Genomic DNA, 17,766 nt, shown 5'->3' with positions numbered 1-17,766 from the left:
CCGGGTGAGTCCCTTGAGCCAAGCAACCCTGTCCCTCAGCCGTGCCCGGTACTCGCTCGGGCCGTGGGCGCGGATCGCCGGCCTGGCCGTGTGCGCGCTGCTGACCCTCGGCCCGGTCATCTGGACCGTCTCCACTTCGCTGCGCACTCCGGCGGACTCGTTCAACCTGCCGCCGCAGATCATTCCGACCCATCCGAGCACCGCCGCCTACCACGGGGTGTTCGACCAGATCGACGTCTGGCTGCTCGCCCTCAACTCGACCCTGGTGACCGCCTTGATCGCGGTCGGCCAGATGATCACGGCGGGCCTTGCGGGCTACGCGTTCGCCCGGCTCGACTTCCGTTTCAAGAAGCCGCTGTTCGGTCTGGTCCTGGCGACCATGATGGTCCCCTTGCAGGTCACGATCGTTCCGGTGTTCCTGGTGCTCAAGTCGATGGGTCTGACCGACACACTGCTCGGGCTGATCATTCCGGCGTTCCCGACCGCGTTCGGCACGTTCCTGATGCGCCAGTACTTCCTCGGCATGCCGAAGGACCTCGGCGAGGCGGCGATGCTGGACGGCGCCGGGCCCTGGCGGATCTTCCGGTCCGTGTACGCGCCGCTGGCCACTCCCGGCCTGGCGATCGTCGGCGTACTGGCCTTCAACTACCACTGGAACGAGTTCTTCCGCCCGCTGATCCTGGAGACCTCCGGGCAGAACTACACCCTCCCGCTGGGTCTGGTCTCCCTCCAGGGCAACCTCGGCACCGGCTCCATCTCGGTGGTCCTCGCCGGTGTCGTCCTCTCGATGCTCCCCGCCGTCGCCGTGTTCCTCGTCGGCCAGCGCCCTCTGCGCGAGGGCATCACCTCCGCAGGAGTCAACCGTTGAGCCTCGCCGCTCCCGCCCCGGACCCGCACGCCCCGCGCTTCAGGGTCCGCCCGCCGGCCCACTGGATCAACGACCCCAACGGGCCCTTCCGCTGGCGCGGCCGCCACCACCTCTTCTACCAGCACAACCCAGCAGCACCGGTGCACGCGAACGTCCACTGGGGCCACGCCTCCAGCGCCGATCTGGTCCACTGGGAGCACCATCCGATCGCTCTCACGCCGACACCCGGCGGCCCGGACGAAGCGGGCTGCTGGTCGGGCTGCGTGGTCGACGACGCGGGCACGCCGACCGCCGTCTACACCGGAGTGGATCACGCCCACACCGGTCTCGGCACGATCTGTCTGGCCCGGGCGGCGGACCCGGACGACGACCGGCTCCTGCGGTGGCGCCCGCTGCCCACTCCCGTGGTGGCGGGACCGCCCGCCGGATACGACGTGGTGATGTTCCGCGACCCCTTCGTCTTCCGCCACGCCGGCCGCCGCTGGGCCCTCGTCGGCGCCGGGCACGCCGATGGCACCGCGTCGGTCCTGCTCTACGACTGCGACGAGCTGACCGAGTGGCGCTTCGCCGGAGTGCTGCTGGACGGCAACGACCCGGTGGCCGCCGACGCGTTCGGCGACAAGGCGGTCGGCTGGGAGTGCCCGCAGCTGTACGAGACGCGCGGCGGCGACCACGTCCTGGTGGTGTCCCTGTGGGACGGGGAACCCTGCACCACCGGGTACTTGACGGGCCGTCTGGAGACCGGCGAGGAAGGCGAGTTGCGGTTGGCGCCGCGCACCGGCGGCCGGCTCGACCACGGACGGGACTTCTACGCCCCGGCGGTCCTCCAGGAGCCCGATCGCGCCCTGATGTGGGGCTGGTCGTGGGAGGCGCGGGCCGACTCTGCTGTCCGGCAGGCGGGCTGGGCGGGTGTGCTCAGCGCACCCCGAGTGGTCGACGTCCATCCGGACGGATCGCTGCGTGTCACCCCCGCCCCGGAGCTGGAACTCCTGCGCGCGCCCGAGCCGTTCGCGACAGGCCCGGGCCGGGTGCTGCTTCCGGAGGCCTACGACCTGATCGTCACCGCACGCGACCGCACGACCGTCACCCTGCTGCGGACGGCGGAGCGGGCGCTCACGATCCGGCTGGCCCCGGACGCGGGCACGGTCGTGCTGGACCGCAGCGGCTGGCCCCGGGCGGGCGCCGAGGGCTCGGCCCCGATCACCGTGCCCCTCCCGCCGGGGCCACGGCTCACGGTCCGCGTCCTCGTGGACGGCTCGCTGCTCGAACTGTTCGTCGAGGACCGGGCGATGGTGACCGAGCGCGTGTACCGCGGCCCGGACGATGTCGCCGAGCTGGTGGTCGACGGGGAGGCCGAGGTCAGCGGGTGGGAGCAGGTCCCACCGAAGCGCGGCTGACGACCGGGCAGGCCAGCCGGCGGACGGTGGCGGGCGGGGTGCGGCCGGTGTCGATGGAGTCGAGCAGCAGCCGGGTCGCCGCCTCGCCCATCGCCCGGTGCGGCAGCGCGACCGTGGTGAGGGCCGGGGTGAGAAAGGCGGCCATGTGTTCCTGGTCGTCGTAGCCGACGACCGACAGGTCCTCGGGTACGGCGATGCCGAACCGGGTCGCGGCGTGCAGGACGCCTGCCGCGACCCGGTCGTTGTAGCAGAAGATCCCGGTGGGCCGGCGGTGCGGTGCGGTGCCGTCGAACAGACGGCGGGCGCCCTCGTGGCCGCTGGTGATCTCGCCGCCGGTGCGGACCACCCACTCCTTGGGCACGGTGATGCCCTCGGCGCGCAGCGCGTCCCGGAAGCCGCGCAGCCGCTCGACGGAGGCGATGTCGTCGTGCCCGCCGACCAGCGCGATCCTGTGGTGGCCCGCCTCCAGCAGCAGCCGGGCGGCCGTGCGGCCGCCGGCCCGCTCGGCGGGGATGACGGCGGGCAGCGAGTCGTCCTCGGGCAGGCAGTTGGCCAGCACGGAGTGGGTGCGGTGGAGCCCTTCGGGGACGCGGACCCGGCGCAGGGACATGGCCGCGTAGATGATGCCGTCGACGCGTCGGTCGAGGAGTTCGGCGACGGCCGCGTCCTCCTTGGCCCGGTCGCCGCCGGAGTCGACGGTGAGCACGAGATGGTCGCTGTCCCAGGCGGTCTCCATCGCGCCGCGCAGCAGTCGCCCGGCGAACGGGGACGAGGCGATCTCGTCGGTGACCAGTCCGATCACGGCCGTACGGCGGCGGCGCAGGCCGCGGGCGACGGGGTCGGGCCGGTAGCCGAGCTGGGCGGCCGCCTGCCGGATGCGTTCCTGGGTCGCGGGCGAGAGGTTGCCCTCGGCGCGGCCGTTGAACACGAAGGACACCGCGGTGTGGGACACGCCGGCGAGCCGGGCGACGTCCCGTGACGTGGGCCGTCCGCCGCTCCCGGTGTTCGTGTCCGTGCCGCCGCCCATGCCGTCCGCCGCCCTCGTCCCCACCCGTCCGGTTGATCACTGCTCACCCTATCCGTGAGGCTGCGTGGACGACACGGTCCGGGGAAGGGCGGGCTACTCCTCCTCGACTCGTTCCTGCCGGGCGTCCGAGTGGGGTGCGGTGAGGCTGCCGAGGATGTCGAGGAGTTCGGCGCTGCGGCTGCCGGGCTCGGCGTGGAAGACGACCAGGGTGAGTCCGTCGGTGCCGTCCACGGAGAGTTTGTCCGAGTGCAGGTCGAGGTCGCCGACCTGCGGGTGGCTCAGGTGGCTGACCCGGCCGCGCCGGGGCCGTACGTCGTGCCGGGCCCACAGGATGCTGAAGCGTTCGCTGCGCAGGGACAGATCGCCGACCAGGTCGCGCAGCCGCGGGTCGTCCGTGTCGGGCCCGGCGTACGCGCGCAGGGTGGCCACGCCCTCCTCGGTGAGGTCGTCCCAGTCCCGGCGCAGTGCGCGCTCGGCGGGGTCGAGGAAGACGGCCCGCAGCAGGTTGACGCCGGGCGTGTAGTTCGGGGTGAGGGCCGTGGCGAGGGCGTTGGCGGCGAGGCAGTCGGTGTACCGGTTCTGGAGGTAGGCGGGGTTGCGGGGCCAGCCGTCGATGAGCTGGAGGAGGCTGGGCGGGACCTGGTCCCGGTGGTGCGCCGACCCGGCGTGGGACGGGCGACGCACGTCGGCGGTGCGGTCCTGGGCCAAGCCGAGGAGGTAGGAGGTGGCGTCGGCGTCCAGGCGCAGGACGCGGGCGATGGCCTGGAGGACCTGGGCGGACGGGTTGCGGTCGCGGCCCTGCTCCAGGCGCAGGTAGTAGTCGGAGCTGATGCCGGAGAGCATCGCGACCTCCTCGCGGCGCAGCCCCGGCACCCGGCGCAGGCCCGAGCCGGGCAGCCCCACGTCCTCGGGCCGGACCTGAGCCCGGCGGGCGCGCAGGAACTCACCGAGCGCGTTCGTGCCGTCCATGACACCACCGTACGGCCGTAGCGGTGACGGTGACTGTCCCTGTCACTCCCAGGAACGCGGGGGCACTGCCGCCGGGGGTGCGGTCGGCGCACGGTGGAGTCAGGTCACCGGACGTTCCGGTGGCCCGGCACATCACGAGAGGTACGACATGACTGCACAGCTCGGCGGCACCGTCACCCCGGCGGACGGCCTGACCCTGACCCGCATGGGCTACGGCGCCATGCAGTTGGCGGGGCCGCACGTGTTCGGCCCGCCGAAGGACCGGGCCCGGGCCGTGGCGGTGCTCCGCGCGGCGGTGGAGGCGGGCATCACCCATATCGACACCGCCGACTTCTACGGACCGGTGGTCGTCAACGAGATCATCAGGGAGGCCCTGCACCCCTACCCGGACGGCCTGCACCTCGTCACCAAGGTCGGCGCCCGGCGGGGAGCAGACGGCAGCTGGATCGTCTCCCGGCACCCCGAGGACCTGAAGGCGCAGGTGTACGACAACCTGCGCAGCCTTGGTGTGCAGGCGCTGGACGTGGTCAATCTGCGGCTGGGCGACCTGGACACCCCGAACGAGGACTCCGTCGCCGATCAGTTCGGCGCCCTGGCGGAGCTGCGGCAGCGGGGGCTCGTCCGGCACCTGGGGCTCAGCGCCGCGTCCCTCGCGCAGCTGGAGGAGGCCCGGGCGATCGCGCCCGTGGTCACCGTGCAGAACCTGTACAACCTGGCCGACCGGCAGGACGACGCCCTGGTGGAGCGGACGGCGGCGCAGAACATCGCCTTCGTGCCGTACTTCCCGCTCGGCGGTTTCACCCCGTTGCAGTCCGAGACGCTGTCGAAGGCCGCCGCACGGCTGGGCGCCTCGCCCCAGCAGGTCGCCCTCGCCTGGCTGCTGCGCCGCTCGCCGACCATCGCGCTCATCCCCGGCACCTCGTCCCCGGAGCACCTGCGCGAGAACATCGCCGCCGCCGCGCTGGTCCTGCCCGAGGACGCGGTGGCCGAGCTGGACGGCATGGCGAGCTGAGCGGCCCGTATCGGGGTACCCGGGGGCGCGTGGGGCGGAGGCACGGAAGGAGCCGCACGTGGCGACGGAGGACCGGCTGCGGACCTACCGCGGCAAGCGCGATTTCGAGCGGACCCGGGAGCCGTCCGGGAAGGCGGCGGCGTCCGCGGACGAGGGGCCCCGGTTCGTGGTGCAGATCCACGACGCGCGCCGGATGCACTTCGACTTCCGGCTCCAGGTGGAGGACGTCCTGAAGTCCTGGTCCATCCCCAAGGGCCCGTCCACGGACCCCGGGGACAAGCGGCTGGCCGTGCCCACCGAGGACCATCCGCTGGAGTACGAGGACTTCGAGGGCGTGATCCCGAAGGGCGAGTATGGCGGCGGCACCGTGATCGTGTGGGACCACGGCACGTACGAGCCCCTCAGCCATGATCGCAGGGGACGTCCGGTCGGCTTCGCGGAGTCCCTGGAGCAGGGGCACGCCACCTTCCGGCTGCACGGCTCCAAGCTGCACGGCGAGTACGCCCTCACCCGCTTCCGCAGCAGCCAGGACGAGGAGGAGGCCTGGCTGCTGGTGCGCAAGGGCTCCGCCCGGGCAGCGGGTCACGGCACCCCGGACCCCCGCCGGGCCCGCTCGGTCCGCACCGGACGCACCCTCGCCCAGGTGGCCGCCGACGGCGAGGAGTGACCGGCGGTGCCGGGTCTCGTGGACGCCCTGCCCCGCTGGGCCGAGTCCTGCGAGCGCAGCTGCGAGGGGCTGATCGCCAAGCGCGCCGACGGGCGGGCGCTGCTGCGCCGCAAGACGTCTCCGTTCACCGGTACGGTGCGCGAGGCGCCGGAGCTGGTCGCACAGATGGCGTTCGCTGAGCGGATCGGGGACGGGGTGCTGCGCCATCCGCGGTTCCTCGCCGCTGCGGGAGGACAAGAAGCCCGAGGGCGTGGTGCGGGAGCGCGCGGCCGGGTGACACCGGATCACCGGGTTCCGCCCCCAACGCGCCTGTTCTGCCTCTATGTTCGCGGCGATGGCCGCTCGCGTTCCTGGAGGCTCCCGCATGCGTACCGCACTCCGCACCGCCGTCGTCGGCACGGTGACCGCCGCCGCCTTCCTCACCTGCACCGCCGCCGGGGCGACCCCTGCGGGCCCAGGGGTGACGACCCGGATCATCGGCCAGACCACCGTCGGCGGCACCGACTACACGCTGCGGGAGATCACGATCCCGCCCGGCCAGAGCACCGGATGGCACTACCACGACGGTCCGGTGTACGCCTTCGTGAAGCAGGGCACCCTCAGCCACTTCAACTCCGCCTGCGGCTCGGACGGCGTGTACCGGACGGGCACGACGATCCGGGAGACGTTCGGCCCCGACCACGTCCACATAGGCCGCAACCTGGGCGACACCCCGCTCGTCCTCGAAGCGCTCTATGTGCTGCCGCACGGTTCGCCGTTCTCGGAGGACGCCCCGAACCCGGGCTGCCCGTACCAGTGATCATGCGTCGGGCAGCGGCTGTTCCGCCCAGATCGTCTTGCCGCTGCCCGTCTGCCGGCTGCCCCAGCGCTGGGTGAGCTGGGCGACCAGCAGCAGTCCCCGGCCGCCCTCGTCGAAGGCGTGTGCCCGGCGCAGGTGCGGTGAGGTGGAACTGCCGTCGGAGACCTCGCAGATGAGCGCGCGGTCGCGGATCAGGCGCAGCTGGATGGGCGGGACGCCGTAGCGGATGGCGTTGGTGACGAGTTCGCTGACGACGAGTTCGGTGACGAAGGAGGCCTCGTCCAGTCCCCAGGTGGCCAGTTGCTCGGTGGCCGCCTGCCGGAAGGCGGCCACTTCGGCCGGGTCGGGCGGTACGTCCCAGGTAGCGACGCGGTCGGCGCCGAGGGCGCGGGTGCGGACCATGAGGAGGGCGACGTCGTCGGTGGGCTGTTCGGGCAGGACAGCCTTGAGCACGTTGTCGCTGAGGGTCTCCAGGGAGTCGGTGGGTACGCCGAGAGCGCGGCGCAGTTCTTCGGTGGCGTGGTCGACGTCCCGGTCGCGGTCCTCGATCAGTCCGTCGGTGTAGAGGGCGACGACCGAGCCCTCGGGCAGTTCCAGTTCCGTCGCCTCGAAGGGCAGCCCGCCGACCCCGAGGGGCGGCCCGGCGGTCATGGGGACGAACTCGGGGGTGGTGCCGGGCAGCACGAGGGCCGGGGCCGGGTGGCCGGCGGCGGCCAGGGAGAGCCGGCGGGAGACGGGGTCGTAGACGGCGTAGAGGCAGGTGGCGCCGAGTTCGGCGATCTCTTCGCCGCTGTCGTCGGAGCCCAGGTGGGTGACCAGGTCGTCCAGGTGGGTGAGGAGTTCGTCCGGGGGCAGGTCGACGTCGGCGAGGGTGCGTACGGCCGTGCGCAGCCGGCCCATGGTGGCCGAGGACTGGATGCCGTGGCCGACCACGTCGCCGACGACCAGCCCGACCCGGCTGCCGGAGAGCGGGATGACGTCGAACCAGTCGCCGCCGATCCCCGCCAGCGATCCGCACGGCAGGTACCGGTGCGCCACCTCGACCGCGGCCTGTCCGGGCAGTCCCCTGGGCAGCAGGCTGTGCTGGAGGGCGTGGGCGGTGCTGCGTTCGCGGGCGAAGCGGCGGGCGTTGTCTATACAGACGGCGGCGCGGCTGGCGAGCTCCTCGGCGAAGACGGCGTCGTCGGGGCCGTAGTCGTCCGGGTGGGCCATGCGCACGCACACGGCGACGCCCAGGGGGGTGCCGCGGGCCCGCAGCGGCACCGCGATCATGGAGTGGACGCCCTGCCGGTAGGGGCGGCCCTCGGGCGAGCGCGCGTTGCGCTCCGCGAGCCACTGGACGAACTCGGGTTCGCCGGCCTGGCTGAGCATCGCGGCGCCCTCGCGCAGGGCACGGGCCGGCGGTGAGGACGGCGGGTAGACGTCCGTCGCGCCCAGGTGTACGGCCGTACCGGGGTTGCCCTCCCGGGTGGAGCCGTGGGCGACGCGGCGCAGCGTGACAACTCCTTCGGGGATCATCGGCGGCTCGTCCGCCCCGAGGACCCAGTCCAGCAGGTCGACGCTGGCGAAGTCGGCGTACTGCGGGACGAGGAGTTCGACCAGCTCCTCGGCGGTGCGCACCACGTCCAGAGTGGTGCCGATGCCGGTGGCCGCCTCGTTCAGCAGGGCGAGACGGCGCCGGGCCCAGTACTGCTCGCTGCTGTCGAACGCGGCCAGGGCGACCGCGGTCAGCTCGCCGGAGTCGTCCCGCAGGGGCCACATCTCTATGCTCCAGGCGTGCTCCCGGTTGGGGGCGGGGGCGCCGGTGAAGCTCTCGTAGCGCAGCGGCCGGCCGGTCTCGGCGACCTGGCGCAGATGGCTCAGGAAGCCCCGGCTGTGCTCGGCGTCCGCCACGGTCTCGGGGTAGAACCGGCCGACCAGCGCCTCCTCGGGCACGCCCATCACGTGGCAGGCGGCGTCGTTGACGCGCAGGTAGTGCTGCCGGAGGTCGAAGACCGACATGGACATGGACGCCTGCTGGAAGGCATGGTCGGCCAGGGTGGCGCCGGGCGCGGTGACGGTGACCACGTATCCAGCCCCTTCGCCGCCCGGGCCGAGGACCGGGCAGGCGGTGAGGGCCAGCTCGACCCGGTGGCCGTCGCGGTGGCGCAGTGCGACGGTGCCGGTCCGTGCCGCGAGGACACCAGGAGGTACGGTCTCGGCGAGGAGGCTGCCCGCCGGCCGGCCGACGACCTCGTCGGCCGTGTGCCCCGTGAGCAGCCGCGCCCCCTCGCTCCACCCGGTCAGCCTGCCCTGGGCATCGATGATCGCCGCGGCCGCGACACGCTCCATATGCCCCAGGATGATCCGAATATTCCGGCGCATCAAGCGCGGAAGCGCCCCGGCTCAGCCCTGATGAGTACGCAGTACGGACAGGGCCCGATCGGCGTGGGTGTTCATGCGCAGTTCGCTGCGGACGATCTCCAGGACCGTGCGGTCCTGCGCGATGACGAAGGTGACCCGCTTGGTGGGCGCGAGGGTGAAGCCCCGTTTGACACCGAACCGCTCACGGACCGCCCCGTCGGCGTCGGAGAGCAGCGGCATGCCGAGGGTGTGCCGTCCGGCGAACTCCTGCTGCCGTTCGACGCTGTCGCCGCTGATCCCGACGGGGCGGGCACCGGCGGCGGCGAATTCCGCGGCGAGGTCGCGGAAGTGGCAGGCCTCAGCAGTGCAGCCGGGCGTCAGGGCGGCGGGGTAGAAGAAGAGCACGACCGGCCCGTCGGCCAGCAGTTCGGTGAGCCGCCGGGTGGTGCCGCTCTCGTCGGGCAGCGCAAAGTCCTCGGCCTTGTCCCCGACCTCGATGCGCTGCGTCACGACCGGCCCTCCCCGCTGCGGGCGACCCCGCGGGCCCACAGCACCAGCGGTACCTGAAGGGGCATCCGGGCCAGGGCCGCGGTCCGCTGCGGTGCGGGCCGGTGCCGCCAGTCCACGGCCATCTGCACATGGGCGGGGAAGACGCCCACGAAGAAGGCGGCCGCGGCCTTGGCGGCCACCGCGCGGGTGCGGGGCGAGGCCACGCCGGCCGCCAGCGCCAGTTCCACGACCCCGCTGCCGTACGTCCACGCCCTGGGCGAGCCCGGCAGCATCCGGGGAATCATGGCGTCGAACTGCCGCGGGACGGCGAAGTGGGCGACCCCGGCGGTGGCCAGCAGACCGGCCAGCAGCAGGGGTGAGCGTTCGGACCGGGGCACGGTTCCTCCTCTGATGATCTGCCGCCGGATATTACTGGACGGTAGCGAGCGGGGCAGCGACTTCGGGACAATCGACCGGGGCCGCCCGCGCCGGCGTTGAGCTGACGCCGCTGAGCCGACACCGTCGGGCCGATGCCGTCAGGTGGCCGCCGCCAGACCAACGCCGCCACATGGCCGTCGCCGGACCGCCACCGCCAGACCACCACCGCCAGACCAACGCCGCCACATGGCCACCGCCAGACCGACGCCGCCACATGGCCACCGCCGGACGACCACCGCCAGGCAGTCGCAGCCAAGGCCCCGCCGTCAGGCCTTCGCCGCGGGGGCGTCCGCCTCCTGCCCCCACTCGTCGTCGACCGCGTACGTGAGGAAGTCGTCGACCATGCGATGGAAGAGCGCAGCCAGCTGCCGCAGTTCCTCGGGCTGCCAGTCGGCCAGGGCGAGCTGCATCCCGCGGGCGCCTGCCTCCCGGATCCGCTCCACGGCCTCCTGGCCGGCGTCGGTGAGCTGGATCCGCTGGGCCCGGCGGTCGTCGGGGTCGGGGACGCGGGTGACGTAGCCCGCCCGCTGCAGCTGCTGCACGGTCCGTGTCACATGGGAGGCCTCCACGCCCAGTCGCTGCGCCAGCTCCCCCGGCCGGAGCGGCTCGGAGTCGGCGACCTGCCGCAGCAGCGCGACCGCGGCCCGGTCCAGCGGCACACCGGCCAGCGCCATCAGCCGGTCGTGCTGCCGGGCGCGGGTACTGAGGTAGGTGACGCGCGTCAGAGCACGCTCGATGTCGATGACCTCGGGAGAAGCGGCAGGGACGTCGGGCAGCGGTTCCGTGGGCATACCCGCGAGTTTACCATATTGTTGCGTAACTTAAGTAAGTTGCCGAGGAGTGCACCCTCGGGGCACGCCACCCGGACGTCCACGGAGACGGACAGGACGGTGGAACGCCTCCCGGCCGAGGACCAGATGGACCGGGCCACAGGGACGGCGTCCGTCCCCGGGCACGTCCCCGGCGTCCCACGGGACGCGGGGACGGCATCCTGACGGCCCGTCACGGAAACGCTGGCCGATGTGATCACGATGCGTGGTCACGAGATCGACAGCCGGAGGTTTCCATGATCCGACGGACTCTCAAGAGCGGCCTGCTGGCCACGGTCGCGGTGCTCGCGTTCCTGCCCGCGGCGGCCGGGGCCGCCCCCGCGAGCGCCGCGACCACCCCGCGCCCGGTACCCACCGCGACCGCCCAGCACCCCGCGCAGCACCCGAAGCACCGCACCCGCCACGCCAAGCGGTCCACGCACCGCGTCCACCACCGCCGGCTCCGCTCCCGTCGCGTCCACCACTTCGTCACCCAGGGCATGTCGTACCGCCGGACCCTGCCCCTGCTCGGTCGGGTCCACACGCACGGCGCCCGGCTGAACGTCCGCTCCGGCCCGGGCACCTACTACCGGGTGATCGGGCACCGGCACACGCACCGGCTGCTGACGCTCACCTGCAAGACGTACGGCTCCGGGGTGTACGGCAACCACACCTGGTACCGGCTCCCCCAGCACCGGGGCTATGTCTCGGGCCGCTACGTCCGCACCGGACGTGCCGTCCCGTGGTGCTGACCACCGCCGACCGCCACACACCCTGACAGTCGAAGACCCGTTCGGGAACTCCCCTTCCCCGAACGGGTCTTCGACTCCTGCATGCTTCACCGTCCTCATACCTCACCAGGTGTTGCAGAGGCCGATCTCCAGGGAAGCCATTCCGACAACAGGGGCGAAAGCGCCCATAGCGGAATGGGAGTCGAGGGACCATGCGGCATCCCCAAGGATCGACCACACCGGACGAGCCGCTGGTGGTGAGACTGCGCGAACTGAGGGACCGTACGGGACTGAGCCTGGCGGCCCTGGCCGCACGCACCCCCTACAGCAAGTCGGCCTGGCACCGCTATCTGACCGGCACCCAACGGCCGCCGCGGCCGGCCGTGGAGGCGCTCAGCCGGCTGGCCGGCGCCGATCCCGCTCCCGTGCTGGCCCTGTGGGAGGCGGCCGGGGAACCACCCGCGCCGAGTCCGCCGGAGCAGGAGGGCCGGCCCCGCTCCCGGTGGCTTCCGCTGTCGCTCGCCCTGCTCGCTACGGCCGCGGCGGTGGCCGCCGCCCTCACCGTGGCCGGGCGGCCGGGCGCCCCCGCACCCGCCGCGCAGACCCTGCTGACCGGGCCCCGCTGCCACGCGCACTCCTGCCGGGGCGAGTTGCCCGACGCCTCGGTGTGCGCCCGGGACGCGCAGACCAAGGGCGCGGTCAGCGACTCCGGGTACGACGTCCGCCTGCGCTACTCGCCCGCCTGCGGCACCGCGTGGTCGGAGGTGCACGTGCACTCCCCGCAGGCGCGGGAGGTGTCGGTGCGGGCGGGGCAGGACCTGCTGTCGGCGAGCTATCCGGCGGACGACTCGGCCGGATACGCCAGCCCGATGCTCGCCGTCCGTTCGCCCCGGGGCGTGGAGGCGTGTGCCGAGGTGGGCGGGCAGCTGGCGTGCACGGGGCTGGACGTGGAGCCGGCGGGCGAGGGATGAAACGGGCGGGTGCCGCACCCGGCTCCGGGGCGCTCACCGCGCTCGCCGGAGGTCAGGCAGGCGATGGTGGCCTTCTCGCCCCGGGAGGCGGCGAGGGCGATGGCTCCGCCCGCACGCCACACGAAGTCCCCGGCGTGCGCGGTGACGACGAGGGTGGAACGTGGTGGGGTGGCCGGCGCGTTGGCGTGCGTCATGGCAAGGATCTCCCTTTCAGGCGGTCGACCGCCGGGGGTGGTCCCCCTGTCGGTGCCCTCGCCTCGATGGACGGGTACGCGCCCGCCCCCGCGTCCCGCGCGCGGCGCGTCAGTCGCTGAGCGCGTCGATCACGCCGGCGAGGTGGGCGCGGACGGCCGCTTCGGCCGCCTGCGGGTCCCTGGCCCTGATCGCCTCGATCATCGCCAGGTGCTCGTTCAGGGATTGCTGCGGACACCCCGGCCTGAGCGCCAACTGGAAGCAGTGCCGGACCAGTTGGGCGTTCAGGCGCTCCAGCAGCTCGACGGCGGTCTGCTGCCTCGAGATCTCCCGGATCCGGTCGTGGAGTCGGTGGTTGAGCTCGGAGTACGTCACCGGCTCGCCGTCGGCGACCGCCTTGCTCATCGCCGCGCCGAGGTCGCAGAGCTCGGTCAGCTGCTCGTCACTGGCCGCGACGGCAGCCTTGGCCGCGCACAGTCCTTCCAGGACCATGCGGCACTCCGTGATCGCGACCGCTTCCTCCACGGTCACCACCCGCACCCGCGAGCCGCGGTTGCGGATCCGTTCGACCAGTCCCTGGGCCTCCAGATCGATCAGTGCCGCGCGGATGCCGGCCCGTGTCACACCGAACTGCTCGGCGAGTTCGTTCTCCACCAGCCGCTGGGCCGGCGCCATCTCGCCGTGCAGGATCGCCTGCCGCAGCAGCGCGAGCGCATGCTGTTTGGCCTGCTCTCCGGTGGCCGGACGGGCTTCCTTCGGCATTGTGCCCTCCCTGAATGGGTGCCCGTAGAACGTAAATCCAGCCAACCAAGATTGCCAACAATTTTGTTCGCGCCTATCCCTCGCCGGCCGCTCGGCCCGTGCGGTAGAGGTCCGTGAGGAGTTCCAGCACGGCCTGGTGGGCCGGGTGCGGATCGCCCCGCCACCAGGCGAGACGTACGGCGACGGGCTCGGCGTCGCGCACCGGCCGGTAGACGATGCCGGGCCTCGGGTACTGGTTCGCGGTGGACTCGGCGGTCACGCCGATGCCGCGTCCGGCGGCGATGACGGTGAGCCAGTCGTCGACGTCGTGCGTCTCCTCGACGGCCGGGCGGATGTCGGGCGGCCACAGCTCCGGGGTGGCGGTGCCGGTACGGCGGTCGATGAAGAGGGTGCGGCCGGTGAGGTCGGCGAGCCGGACCGAGCGGCGCCTGGCCAGGGGGTCGTCGGCGGCGAGTGCGCACAGGCGCCGTTCCAGGCCGACGATGGCGGTGTCGAAGCGCCGGTCGCCCAGCGGCCTGCGGACGACCGAGAGGTCGCAGGCGCCTTCGGCGAGGCCCGCGGACGGGGAGTTGACCCGCACCAGGTGCAGGTCGGTACCGGGATGTGCGGCGGTCCAGCGCCGCTGGAAGGCCACGGTGTGGCGGCCGAGCGCCGACCAGGCGTACCCGATCCGCACCCGCTCGTGCCCCGAGGTGGCCTCCCGGACCAGCTCGGACACGTCCGCGAGCACCCGCCGGGCCTGCGCCAGCACGCGCAGGCCGGTCGCGGTCGGGGTCACCTCGCGCGAGGTGCGTCTGAGCAGGCGTACGCCCAGGGCCCGTTCGAGGGAGGCGAGGGTGCGGGAGACGGCGGCCTGGGAGAGTCCGAGGGCGATGGCCGCGTCGGTGAAGGTGCCCTCGTCCACGATGGCCACGAGGCAGCGGAGCTGTCGCAGATCGATGTCGGCGTCATGCATACGCTCAGCGTATAGATATCGAGCTGTATGCATTTTGCGCAAGCACCCTGGTGGCGCACCATCCCGTCATGCCTCAAGCTCTCGAACGCCCCGCCGCCGCGACCGCGTCCCCGACCGTGTCCGCTCCCGCGCCGCGGGATCGGCGGTGGACCGCAGTGGCCACCATGTTCGGCAGTGGCCTGTCCAACCAGACCGGCGCGGCCATCGGGGCGCTGGCCTTCCCCGTGCTGGGGCCCCTCGGTGTGGTCGCGGTGCGCCAGTACGTCGCCGCGCTGGCCTTGCTGGCCGTCGGCAGGCCGCGGCTGCGGTCCTTCACCTGGCGCCAGTGGTGGCCGGTGCTGCTGCTGGCGGCGGTCTTCGGGACGATGAACCTCAGCCTGTACAGCGCGGTCGACCGGATCGGCCTGGGCCTCGCGGTGACCCTGGAGTTCCTGGGTCCGCTCGCCATCGCGCTGGCCGCGTCCCGGCGCCGGCTGGACGCGGGGTGCGCGGTGCTGGCGGCGGCCGGGGTCGTCGTCCTGATGCGCCCGCAGCCCTCGACCGACTACGTGGGGATGGGCCTCGGCCTGGTGGCCGCCTGCTGCTGGGCGTCCTACATCCTGCTCAACCGGATCGTCGGCCGCCGCATCCCGGGGGCCCAGGGAGCGGGCGCCGCCGCGGGGGTGTCGGCGCTGGCCTTCCTGCCGGCCGGGATCCTCGTCGTCGTACAGCACCCGCCCACGGCCGGGGCCGTGCTGTGCGCCGTCACCGCCGGGGTGCTCTCCTCGGCCGTGCCGTACCTCGCCGACCTGCTGACCCTGCGGACGGTGCCCGCACAGACGTTCGGGCTGTTCATGAGCGTCAACCCGGTGCTCGCGGCCGTGGTCGGATGGGTGGTCCTCGGCCAGGGCCTCGGCGGCCCGGAGTGGGCGGCCATCGGGGCGGTCGTCACCGCGAACGCGCTCAGCATCGCGACCAAGCCCGACTGACAACCACCCCGGCCCACCCCACCCCACAGCCCGCCACCAGGACGCGCCCGCCGCGATCGCCCGCCGCCAAGGGCGGATCGCCTTGGGCGGCATGCCGACGGCGAGTGCTCCGGTCAGCCGGTCACCGGCCCGGTACGCCGCCACCAACGCGCTCAGCATCGCGACCAGGCCCGACTGACGACCACCCCGGCCCACCCCACCCCACAGCCCGCCACCAGGACACATCCACCACGATCGCCCGCCGCCAAGGGCGGATCGCCTTGGGCGGCATGCCGACGGCGAGTGCTCCGGTCAGCCGGTCACCGGCCCGGTACGCCGCCACGAACCGGCCCTCGGCCGTGCTGCCGTCCACGACCGCGACCTCCTCGTGGCCGCGCAGATACCCATACGCCTGGATCTTCAGGTCGTACTGGTCCGACCAGAAGTACGGCACCGGCGCGAACGGTTTGCGCGCCTTGGGACGGAGCAGGTTCCGGGCAGCCGCCATGCCCTGCTCGCCGCGTTGGTACGGTGCTCGATCCGCATCGGCACACCGAAGTGCGGGTGGTGCCAGCGGGCCACGTCCCCGGCCGCGTACACACCGGGTGCGGCCTCGCAGTACGCGTCGCAGACCACCCCGTCGGCCACGGTGAGTCCGCTGCCCGCCAGCCACTCGGTGTTCGGCAGCGAGCCGATCGCGACCAGCACCCCCTCGGCCTCGACCTCCCGGCCGTCCGCGAGGCGCACCCCTGCCTCGGTCACCTCCGTGACCGTGGCACCGGTGCGCAGATCCACGCCCCGCTCCCGGTGCGCCCGGGCCAGCACCCGGCCCACCTCCTCGCCGACCGCATGCGCGAGCGGCACCGGTGCGGGCTCCAGCAGCGTCACCCGCGCGCCCAGCCGCCACGCCACGGCGGCGGCCTCCGCACCGAGGAACCCGGCGCCGACCACCACCAGCCGCCGCCCCGGGCCGAGCCGGTCCCGCAGGGCCAGGGCGTCGTCGAGGGAGCGCAGCACGTGGGCTCCCTCGCCGGGCAGCCGGCGCGGACGCACCCCCGTGGCGATGACGAGTCCTTTGGGGATCTTGGCGGCCCTTGCCTATCCACGCTCGTTCATGGCGTTTTTGCAGGTCAGATGGGGTAAGCCGTGCCGGCATCTCTTCGTCTTTGTCAGTCTTTTCCTGTCCTTGTGTCCCGACTGCGTCCCGACACCGCCCTGATTGGACGACGCCACCGGCCTGACGGGGACGTAGCACCAGCTCGGCGAGGTGACTCGAACCCTGCCGCAGCGGATTTCCTTACAGACGAAGAAAGGCTTCGCCCTCTTCGCCCGAGGGTGGAGCCACACAGCATTTTCACAGGTCAGCTGCCTGATCACAGCGTAGCGTGTCGTGATTCCCTTCGGGTGGGTCAAGCCGCGCTCTTCCCGTCCGGCTCGCGACGTGAACGGTTGGCCACTGCCGCGATCTGTTGCACGGTTGACCTCAGTCCTCCCAGTGCTGACCATGGCTTCACAGTGGCAGGGCCGGTGCAAAACGGGGGTGCGATGGCGCGGTCGCGGCGTGGTGGGCCGATTCTGGGGTCCTTAGGCATCGTGTGCCTTCTTGCCGTCGCGGTGACACTTCCAGCTGTGTTGCAGGCAGTCGGTGTCAAGACGCCCTCAGCGGTCGTCGCGGGGGTTGTAGTCGCCGCGCTCGGTGGAGTGTTCACCGATCAGGCCAAGAACCATTTCGCTCGCGCCAAGGGCAACCGGAACGCCATGCAGGAGGGGTGCGTGAGGGTTCCTGGTATCAAGCGACTTCCCCTGGTGCGCGAGGTCGACGATCCGACCCTTGTCGGGATACGGCGGACTTGGTTGCCGGACGTGGGTGCTGACGTACCTCCGTACGTGTGCAGGGACGTGCACCACCGCCTGGTGGGACTCCTGCGGTCGGGCAAATTCGTACTGCTGGTTGGCGACCGGCTGTCCGGGACGACGCGTACCGCCTTCGAAGCCGTACGGGCGGCGGTTCCCGAGCACACACTCATCGCGCCCACTGCGGTCGACAGTCTGCGCGCAGGGGTCGAGCACGTCAAAGCCTCGTCAAACACGGTCCTCTGGTTGGATCAGCTGGATCAGTACCTCGTGCCGGGCGGACTGATGTTCAACGACGTCCAGCACATAGTCTCAGCCGGCCGAGGCCGGACCATCATCGCCACGCTCAGCACCAGCAATCTGCACCGGCTGCAGAACGACACCTCGAGGGACACGATCGAGGCCAGACGCGTGATTGATGCTGCCGGCCTGGTGAACCTCGCTGTGCGGTTGTCGGACGATGAAATGGAGCTGGCGCGGGAGCTAGCGACTGACGAGCACATCGGCGAAGCACTTGCATCAGCCCGAGTGTTCGG

General features: G+C 72.5%; 16 protein-coding genes and 3 pseudogenes. 9 read left to right on the top strand and 10 right to left on the bottom strand.

The features are described from left to right. Positions 1-13: 13 nt before the first annotated feature. Both AQI88_RS16840 and AQI88_RS16835 read left to right on the top strand, forming a co-directional pair. Positions 14-868, top strand: a complete 855-nt coding sequence (locus AQI88_RS16840) for a carbohydrate ABC transporter permease (protein ID WP_066999261.1) — start codon at positions 14-16, stop codon at positions 866-868. Continuing rightward, positions 865-2,265 carry a glycoside hydrolase family 32 protein gene (locus AQI88_RS16835; RefSeq protein ID WP_066999258.1) on the top strand — a complete coding sequence of 467 codons (1,401 nt, stop codon included), beginning with the start codon at positions 865-867 and terminating at the stop codon, positions 2,263-2,265. Before AQI88_RS16840 ends, AQI88_RS16835 begins: the two co-directional genes overlap by 4 nt. Here the strand turns inward: AQI88_RS16835 and AQI88_RS16830 are convergent. Further along, positions 2,228-3,292, bottom strand: a complete 1,065-nt coding sequence (locus tag AQI88_RS16830; protein ID WP_066999255.1) for a LacI family DNA-binding transcriptional regulator — start codon at positions 3,290-3,292, stop codon at positions 2,228-2,230. The two genes, AQI88_RS16835 and AQI88_RS16830, sit on opposite strands and share 38 nt — an antisense overlap. A 93-nt stretch (positions 3,293-3,385) precedes the next feature. Further along, positions 3,386-4,261 carry a helix-turn-helix domain-containing protein gene (locus tag AQI88_RS16825; protein ID WP_066999252.1) on the bottom strand — a complete coding sequence of 292 codons (876 nt, stop codon included), beginning with the start codon at positions 4,259-4,261 and terminating at the stop codon, positions 3,386-3,388. Between the two features lie 148 nt (positions 4,262-4,409). Between AQI88_RS16825 and AQI88_RS16820 the strand changes: the two genes are divergently transcribed. The 3 genes from AQI88_RS16820 to AQI88_RS16810 all read left to right on the top strand — a co-directional run bounded on the left by AQI88_RS16820 (position 4,410) and on the right by AQI88_RS16810 (position 6,739). Beyond that, complete coding sequence (locus tag AQI88_RS16820; protein WP_066999248.1) at positions 4,410-5,273, top strand: oxidoreductase; 864 nt, start codon at positions 4,410-4,412, stop codon at positions 5,271-5,273. 58 nt (positions 5,274-5,331) lie between these two features. After that, entirely contained in the window at positions 5,332-5,940 is a 609-nt protein-coding gene (locus AQI88_RS16815) for a DNA polymerase ligase N-terminal domain-containing protein (RefSeq protein ID WP_066999244.1), read from the top strand. A 364-nt stretch (positions 5,941-6,304) separates the two neighbouring features. Next, entirely contained in the window at positions 6,305-6,739 is a 435-nt protein-coding gene (locus AQI88_RS16810; RefSeq protein WP_066999241.1) for a cupin domain-containing protein, read from the top strand. Here the strand turns inward: AQI88_RS16810 and AQI88_RS16805 are convergent, their stop codons facing one another. The 4 genes from AQI88_RS16805 to AQI88_RS16790 form a co-directional block, all read right to left on the bottom strand. Continuing rightward, a complete protein-coding gene (locus AQI88_RS16805) occupies positions 6,740-9,070 on the bottom strand; it encodes an ATP-binding SpoIIE family protein phosphatase (protein WP_066999238.1) in 2,331 nt (776 codons plus the stop codon). It lies immediately after the preceding gene. Between the two features lie 54 nt (positions 9,071-9,124). Beyond that, positions 9,125-9,592 carry a peroxiredoxin gene (locus AQI88_RS16800; protein WP_066999235.1) on the bottom strand — a complete coding sequence of 156 codons (468 nt, stop codon included), beginning with the start codon at positions 9,590-9,592 and terminating at the stop codon, positions 9,125-9,127. Further along, positions 9,589-9,969 (bottom strand): DoxX family protein, encoded by a 381-nt coding sequence (locus tag AQI88_RS16795; RefSeq protein ID WP_066999232.1) that lies wholly within the window; start codon positions 9,967-9,969, stop codon positions 9,589-9,591. The genes AQI88_RS16800 and AQI88_RS16795 overlap by 4 nt, the downstream gene beginning before the upstream one ends. A 306-nt stretch (positions 9,970-10,275) precedes the next feature. Further along, complete coding sequence (locus tag AQI88_RS16790) at positions 10,276-10,800, bottom strand: MarR family winged helix-turn-helix transcriptional regulator (RefSeq protein ID WP_066999229.1); 525 nt, start codon at positions 10,798-10,800, stop codon at positions 10,276-10,278. Positions 10,801-11,075: 275 nt separating this feature from the next. On the opposite strand from AQI88_RS16790, the gene AQI88_RS16785 reads away from it, so the two are divergent. Both AQI88_RS16785 and AQI88_RS16780 read left to right on the top strand, forming a co-directional pair. Then, positions 11,076-11,570, top strand: coding sequence for an SH3 domain-containing protein (locus AQI88_RS16785; RefSeq protein ID WP_066999226.1), 495 nt, complete (start codon positions 11,076-11,078; stop codon positions 11,568-11,570). A 191-nt stretch (positions 11,571-11,761) separates the two neighbouring features. Beyond that, positions 11,762-12,520: a helix-turn-helix domain-containing protein gene (locus AQI88_RS16780; RefSeq protein WP_079057616.1), complete on the top strand. Its 759-nt coding sequence runs from the start codon at positions 11,762-11,764 to the stop codon at positions 12,518-12,520. A gap of 32 nt (positions 12,521-12,552) precedes the next feature. Here the strand turns inward: AQI88_RS16780 and AQI88_RS43145 are convergent. From AQI88_RS43145 to AQI88_RS16770, 3 genes and pseudogenes are all read right to left on the bottom strand, one after another. Continuing rightward, positions 12,553-12,714, bottom strand: a pseudogene (locus tag AQI88_RS43145) (PIG-L family deacetylase); the annotation flags it as partial. 109 nt (positions 12,715-12,823) lie between these two features. Continuing rightward, a complete protein-coding gene (locus AQI88_RS16775) occupies positions 12,824-13,474 on the bottom strand; it encodes a GntR family transcriptional regulator (RefSeq protein ID WP_066999221.1) in 651 nt (216 codons plus the stop codon). A gap of 73 nt (positions 13,475-13,547) precedes the next feature. Next, positions 13,548-14,429 carry a LysR family transcriptional regulator gene (locus AQI88_RS16770; protein ID WP_066999219.1) on the bottom strand — a complete coding sequence of 294 codons (882 nt, stop codon included), beginning with the start codon at positions 14,427-14,429 and terminating at the stop codon, positions 13,548-13,550. 155 nt (positions 14,430-14,584) lie between these two features. On the opposite strand from AQI88_RS16770, the gene AQI88_RS16765 reads away from it, so the two are divergent. Continuing rightward, on the top strand, positions 14,585-15,397 hold the full coding sequence (locus AQI88_RS16765) for an EamA family transporter (RefSeq protein ID WP_066999217.1): 813 nt from the start codon (positions 14,585-14,587) through the stop codon (positions 15,395-15,397). A 121-nt stretch (positions 15,398-15,518) separates the two neighbouring features. Here AQI88_RS16765 and AQI88_RS47045 read toward each other — a convergent pair. Further along, positions 15,519-16,450 (bottom strand): annotated as a pseudogene (locus AQI88_RS47045) (NAD(P)/FAD-dependent oxidoreductase); the annotation flags it as partial. Positions 16,451-17,005: 555 nt separating this feature from the next. On the opposite strand from AQI88_RS47045, the pseudogene AQI88_RS16755 reads away from it, so the two are divergent. Continuing rightward, positions 17,006-17,766 (top strand): annotated as a pseudogene (locus AQI88_RS16755) (hypothetical protein); the annotation flags it as partial.

It is taken from the genome of Streptomyces cellostaticus, assembly GCF_001513965.1.
In the GTDB taxonomy this organism is placed as follows: domain Bacteria; phylum Actinomycetota; class Actinomycetes; order Streptomycetales; family Streptomycetaceae; genus Streptomyces; species Streptomyces cellostaticus.
The sequence above is the reverse complement of the archived record's forward strand: the minus strand, read 5'-3'. Positions and strand labels throughout refer to the sequence as shown.

What these genes read in the sequence shown, in the direction of transcription:
- AQI88_RS16830 (WP_066999255.1), bottom strand. Translation starts at nt 3,292, where the DNA reads ATGGGCGGCGGCACGGACACGAACACCGGGAGCGGCGGACGGCCCACG.
- AQI88_RS16825 (WP_066999252.1), bottom strand. Translation starts at nt 4,261, where the DNA reads ATGGACGGCACGAACGCGCTCGGTGAGTTCCTGCGCGCCCGCCGGGCT.
- AQI88_RS16820 (WP_066999248.1), top strand. Translation starts at nt 4,410, where the DNA reads ATGACTGCACAGCTCGGCGGCACCGTCACCCCGGCGGACGGCCTGACC.
- AQI88_RS16810 (WP_066999241.1), top strand. Translation starts at nt 6,305, where the DNA reads ATGCGTACCGCACTCCGCACCGCCGTCGTCGGCACGGTGACCGCCGCC.
- AQI88_RS16805 (WP_066999238.1), bottom strand. Translation starts at nt 9,070, where the DNA reads ATGGAGCGTGTCGCGGCCGCGGCGATCATCGATGCCCAGGGCAGGCTG.
- AQI88_RS16790 (WP_066999229.1), bottom strand. Translation starts at nt 10,800, where the DNA reads ATGCCCACGGAACCGCTGCCCGACGTCCCTGCCGCTTCTCCCGAGGTC.
- AQI88_RS16785 (WP_066999226.1), top strand. Translation starts at nt 11,076, where the DNA reads ATGATCCGACGGACTCTCAAGAGCGGCCTGCTGGCCACGGTCGCGGTG.
- AQI88_RS16780 (WP_079057616.1), top strand. Translation starts at nt 11,762, where the DNA reads ATGCGGCATCCCCAAGGATCGACCACACCGGACGAGCCGCTGGTGGTG.
- AQI88_RS16775 (WP_066999221.1), bottom strand. Translation starts at nt 13,474, where the DNA reads ATGCCGAAGGAAGCCCGTCCGGCCACCGGAGAGCAGGCCAAACAGCAT.
- AQI88_RS16770 (WP_066999219.1), bottom strand. Translation starts at nt 14,429, where the DNA reads ATGCATGACGCCGACATCGATCTGCGACAGCTCCGCTGCCTCGTGGCC.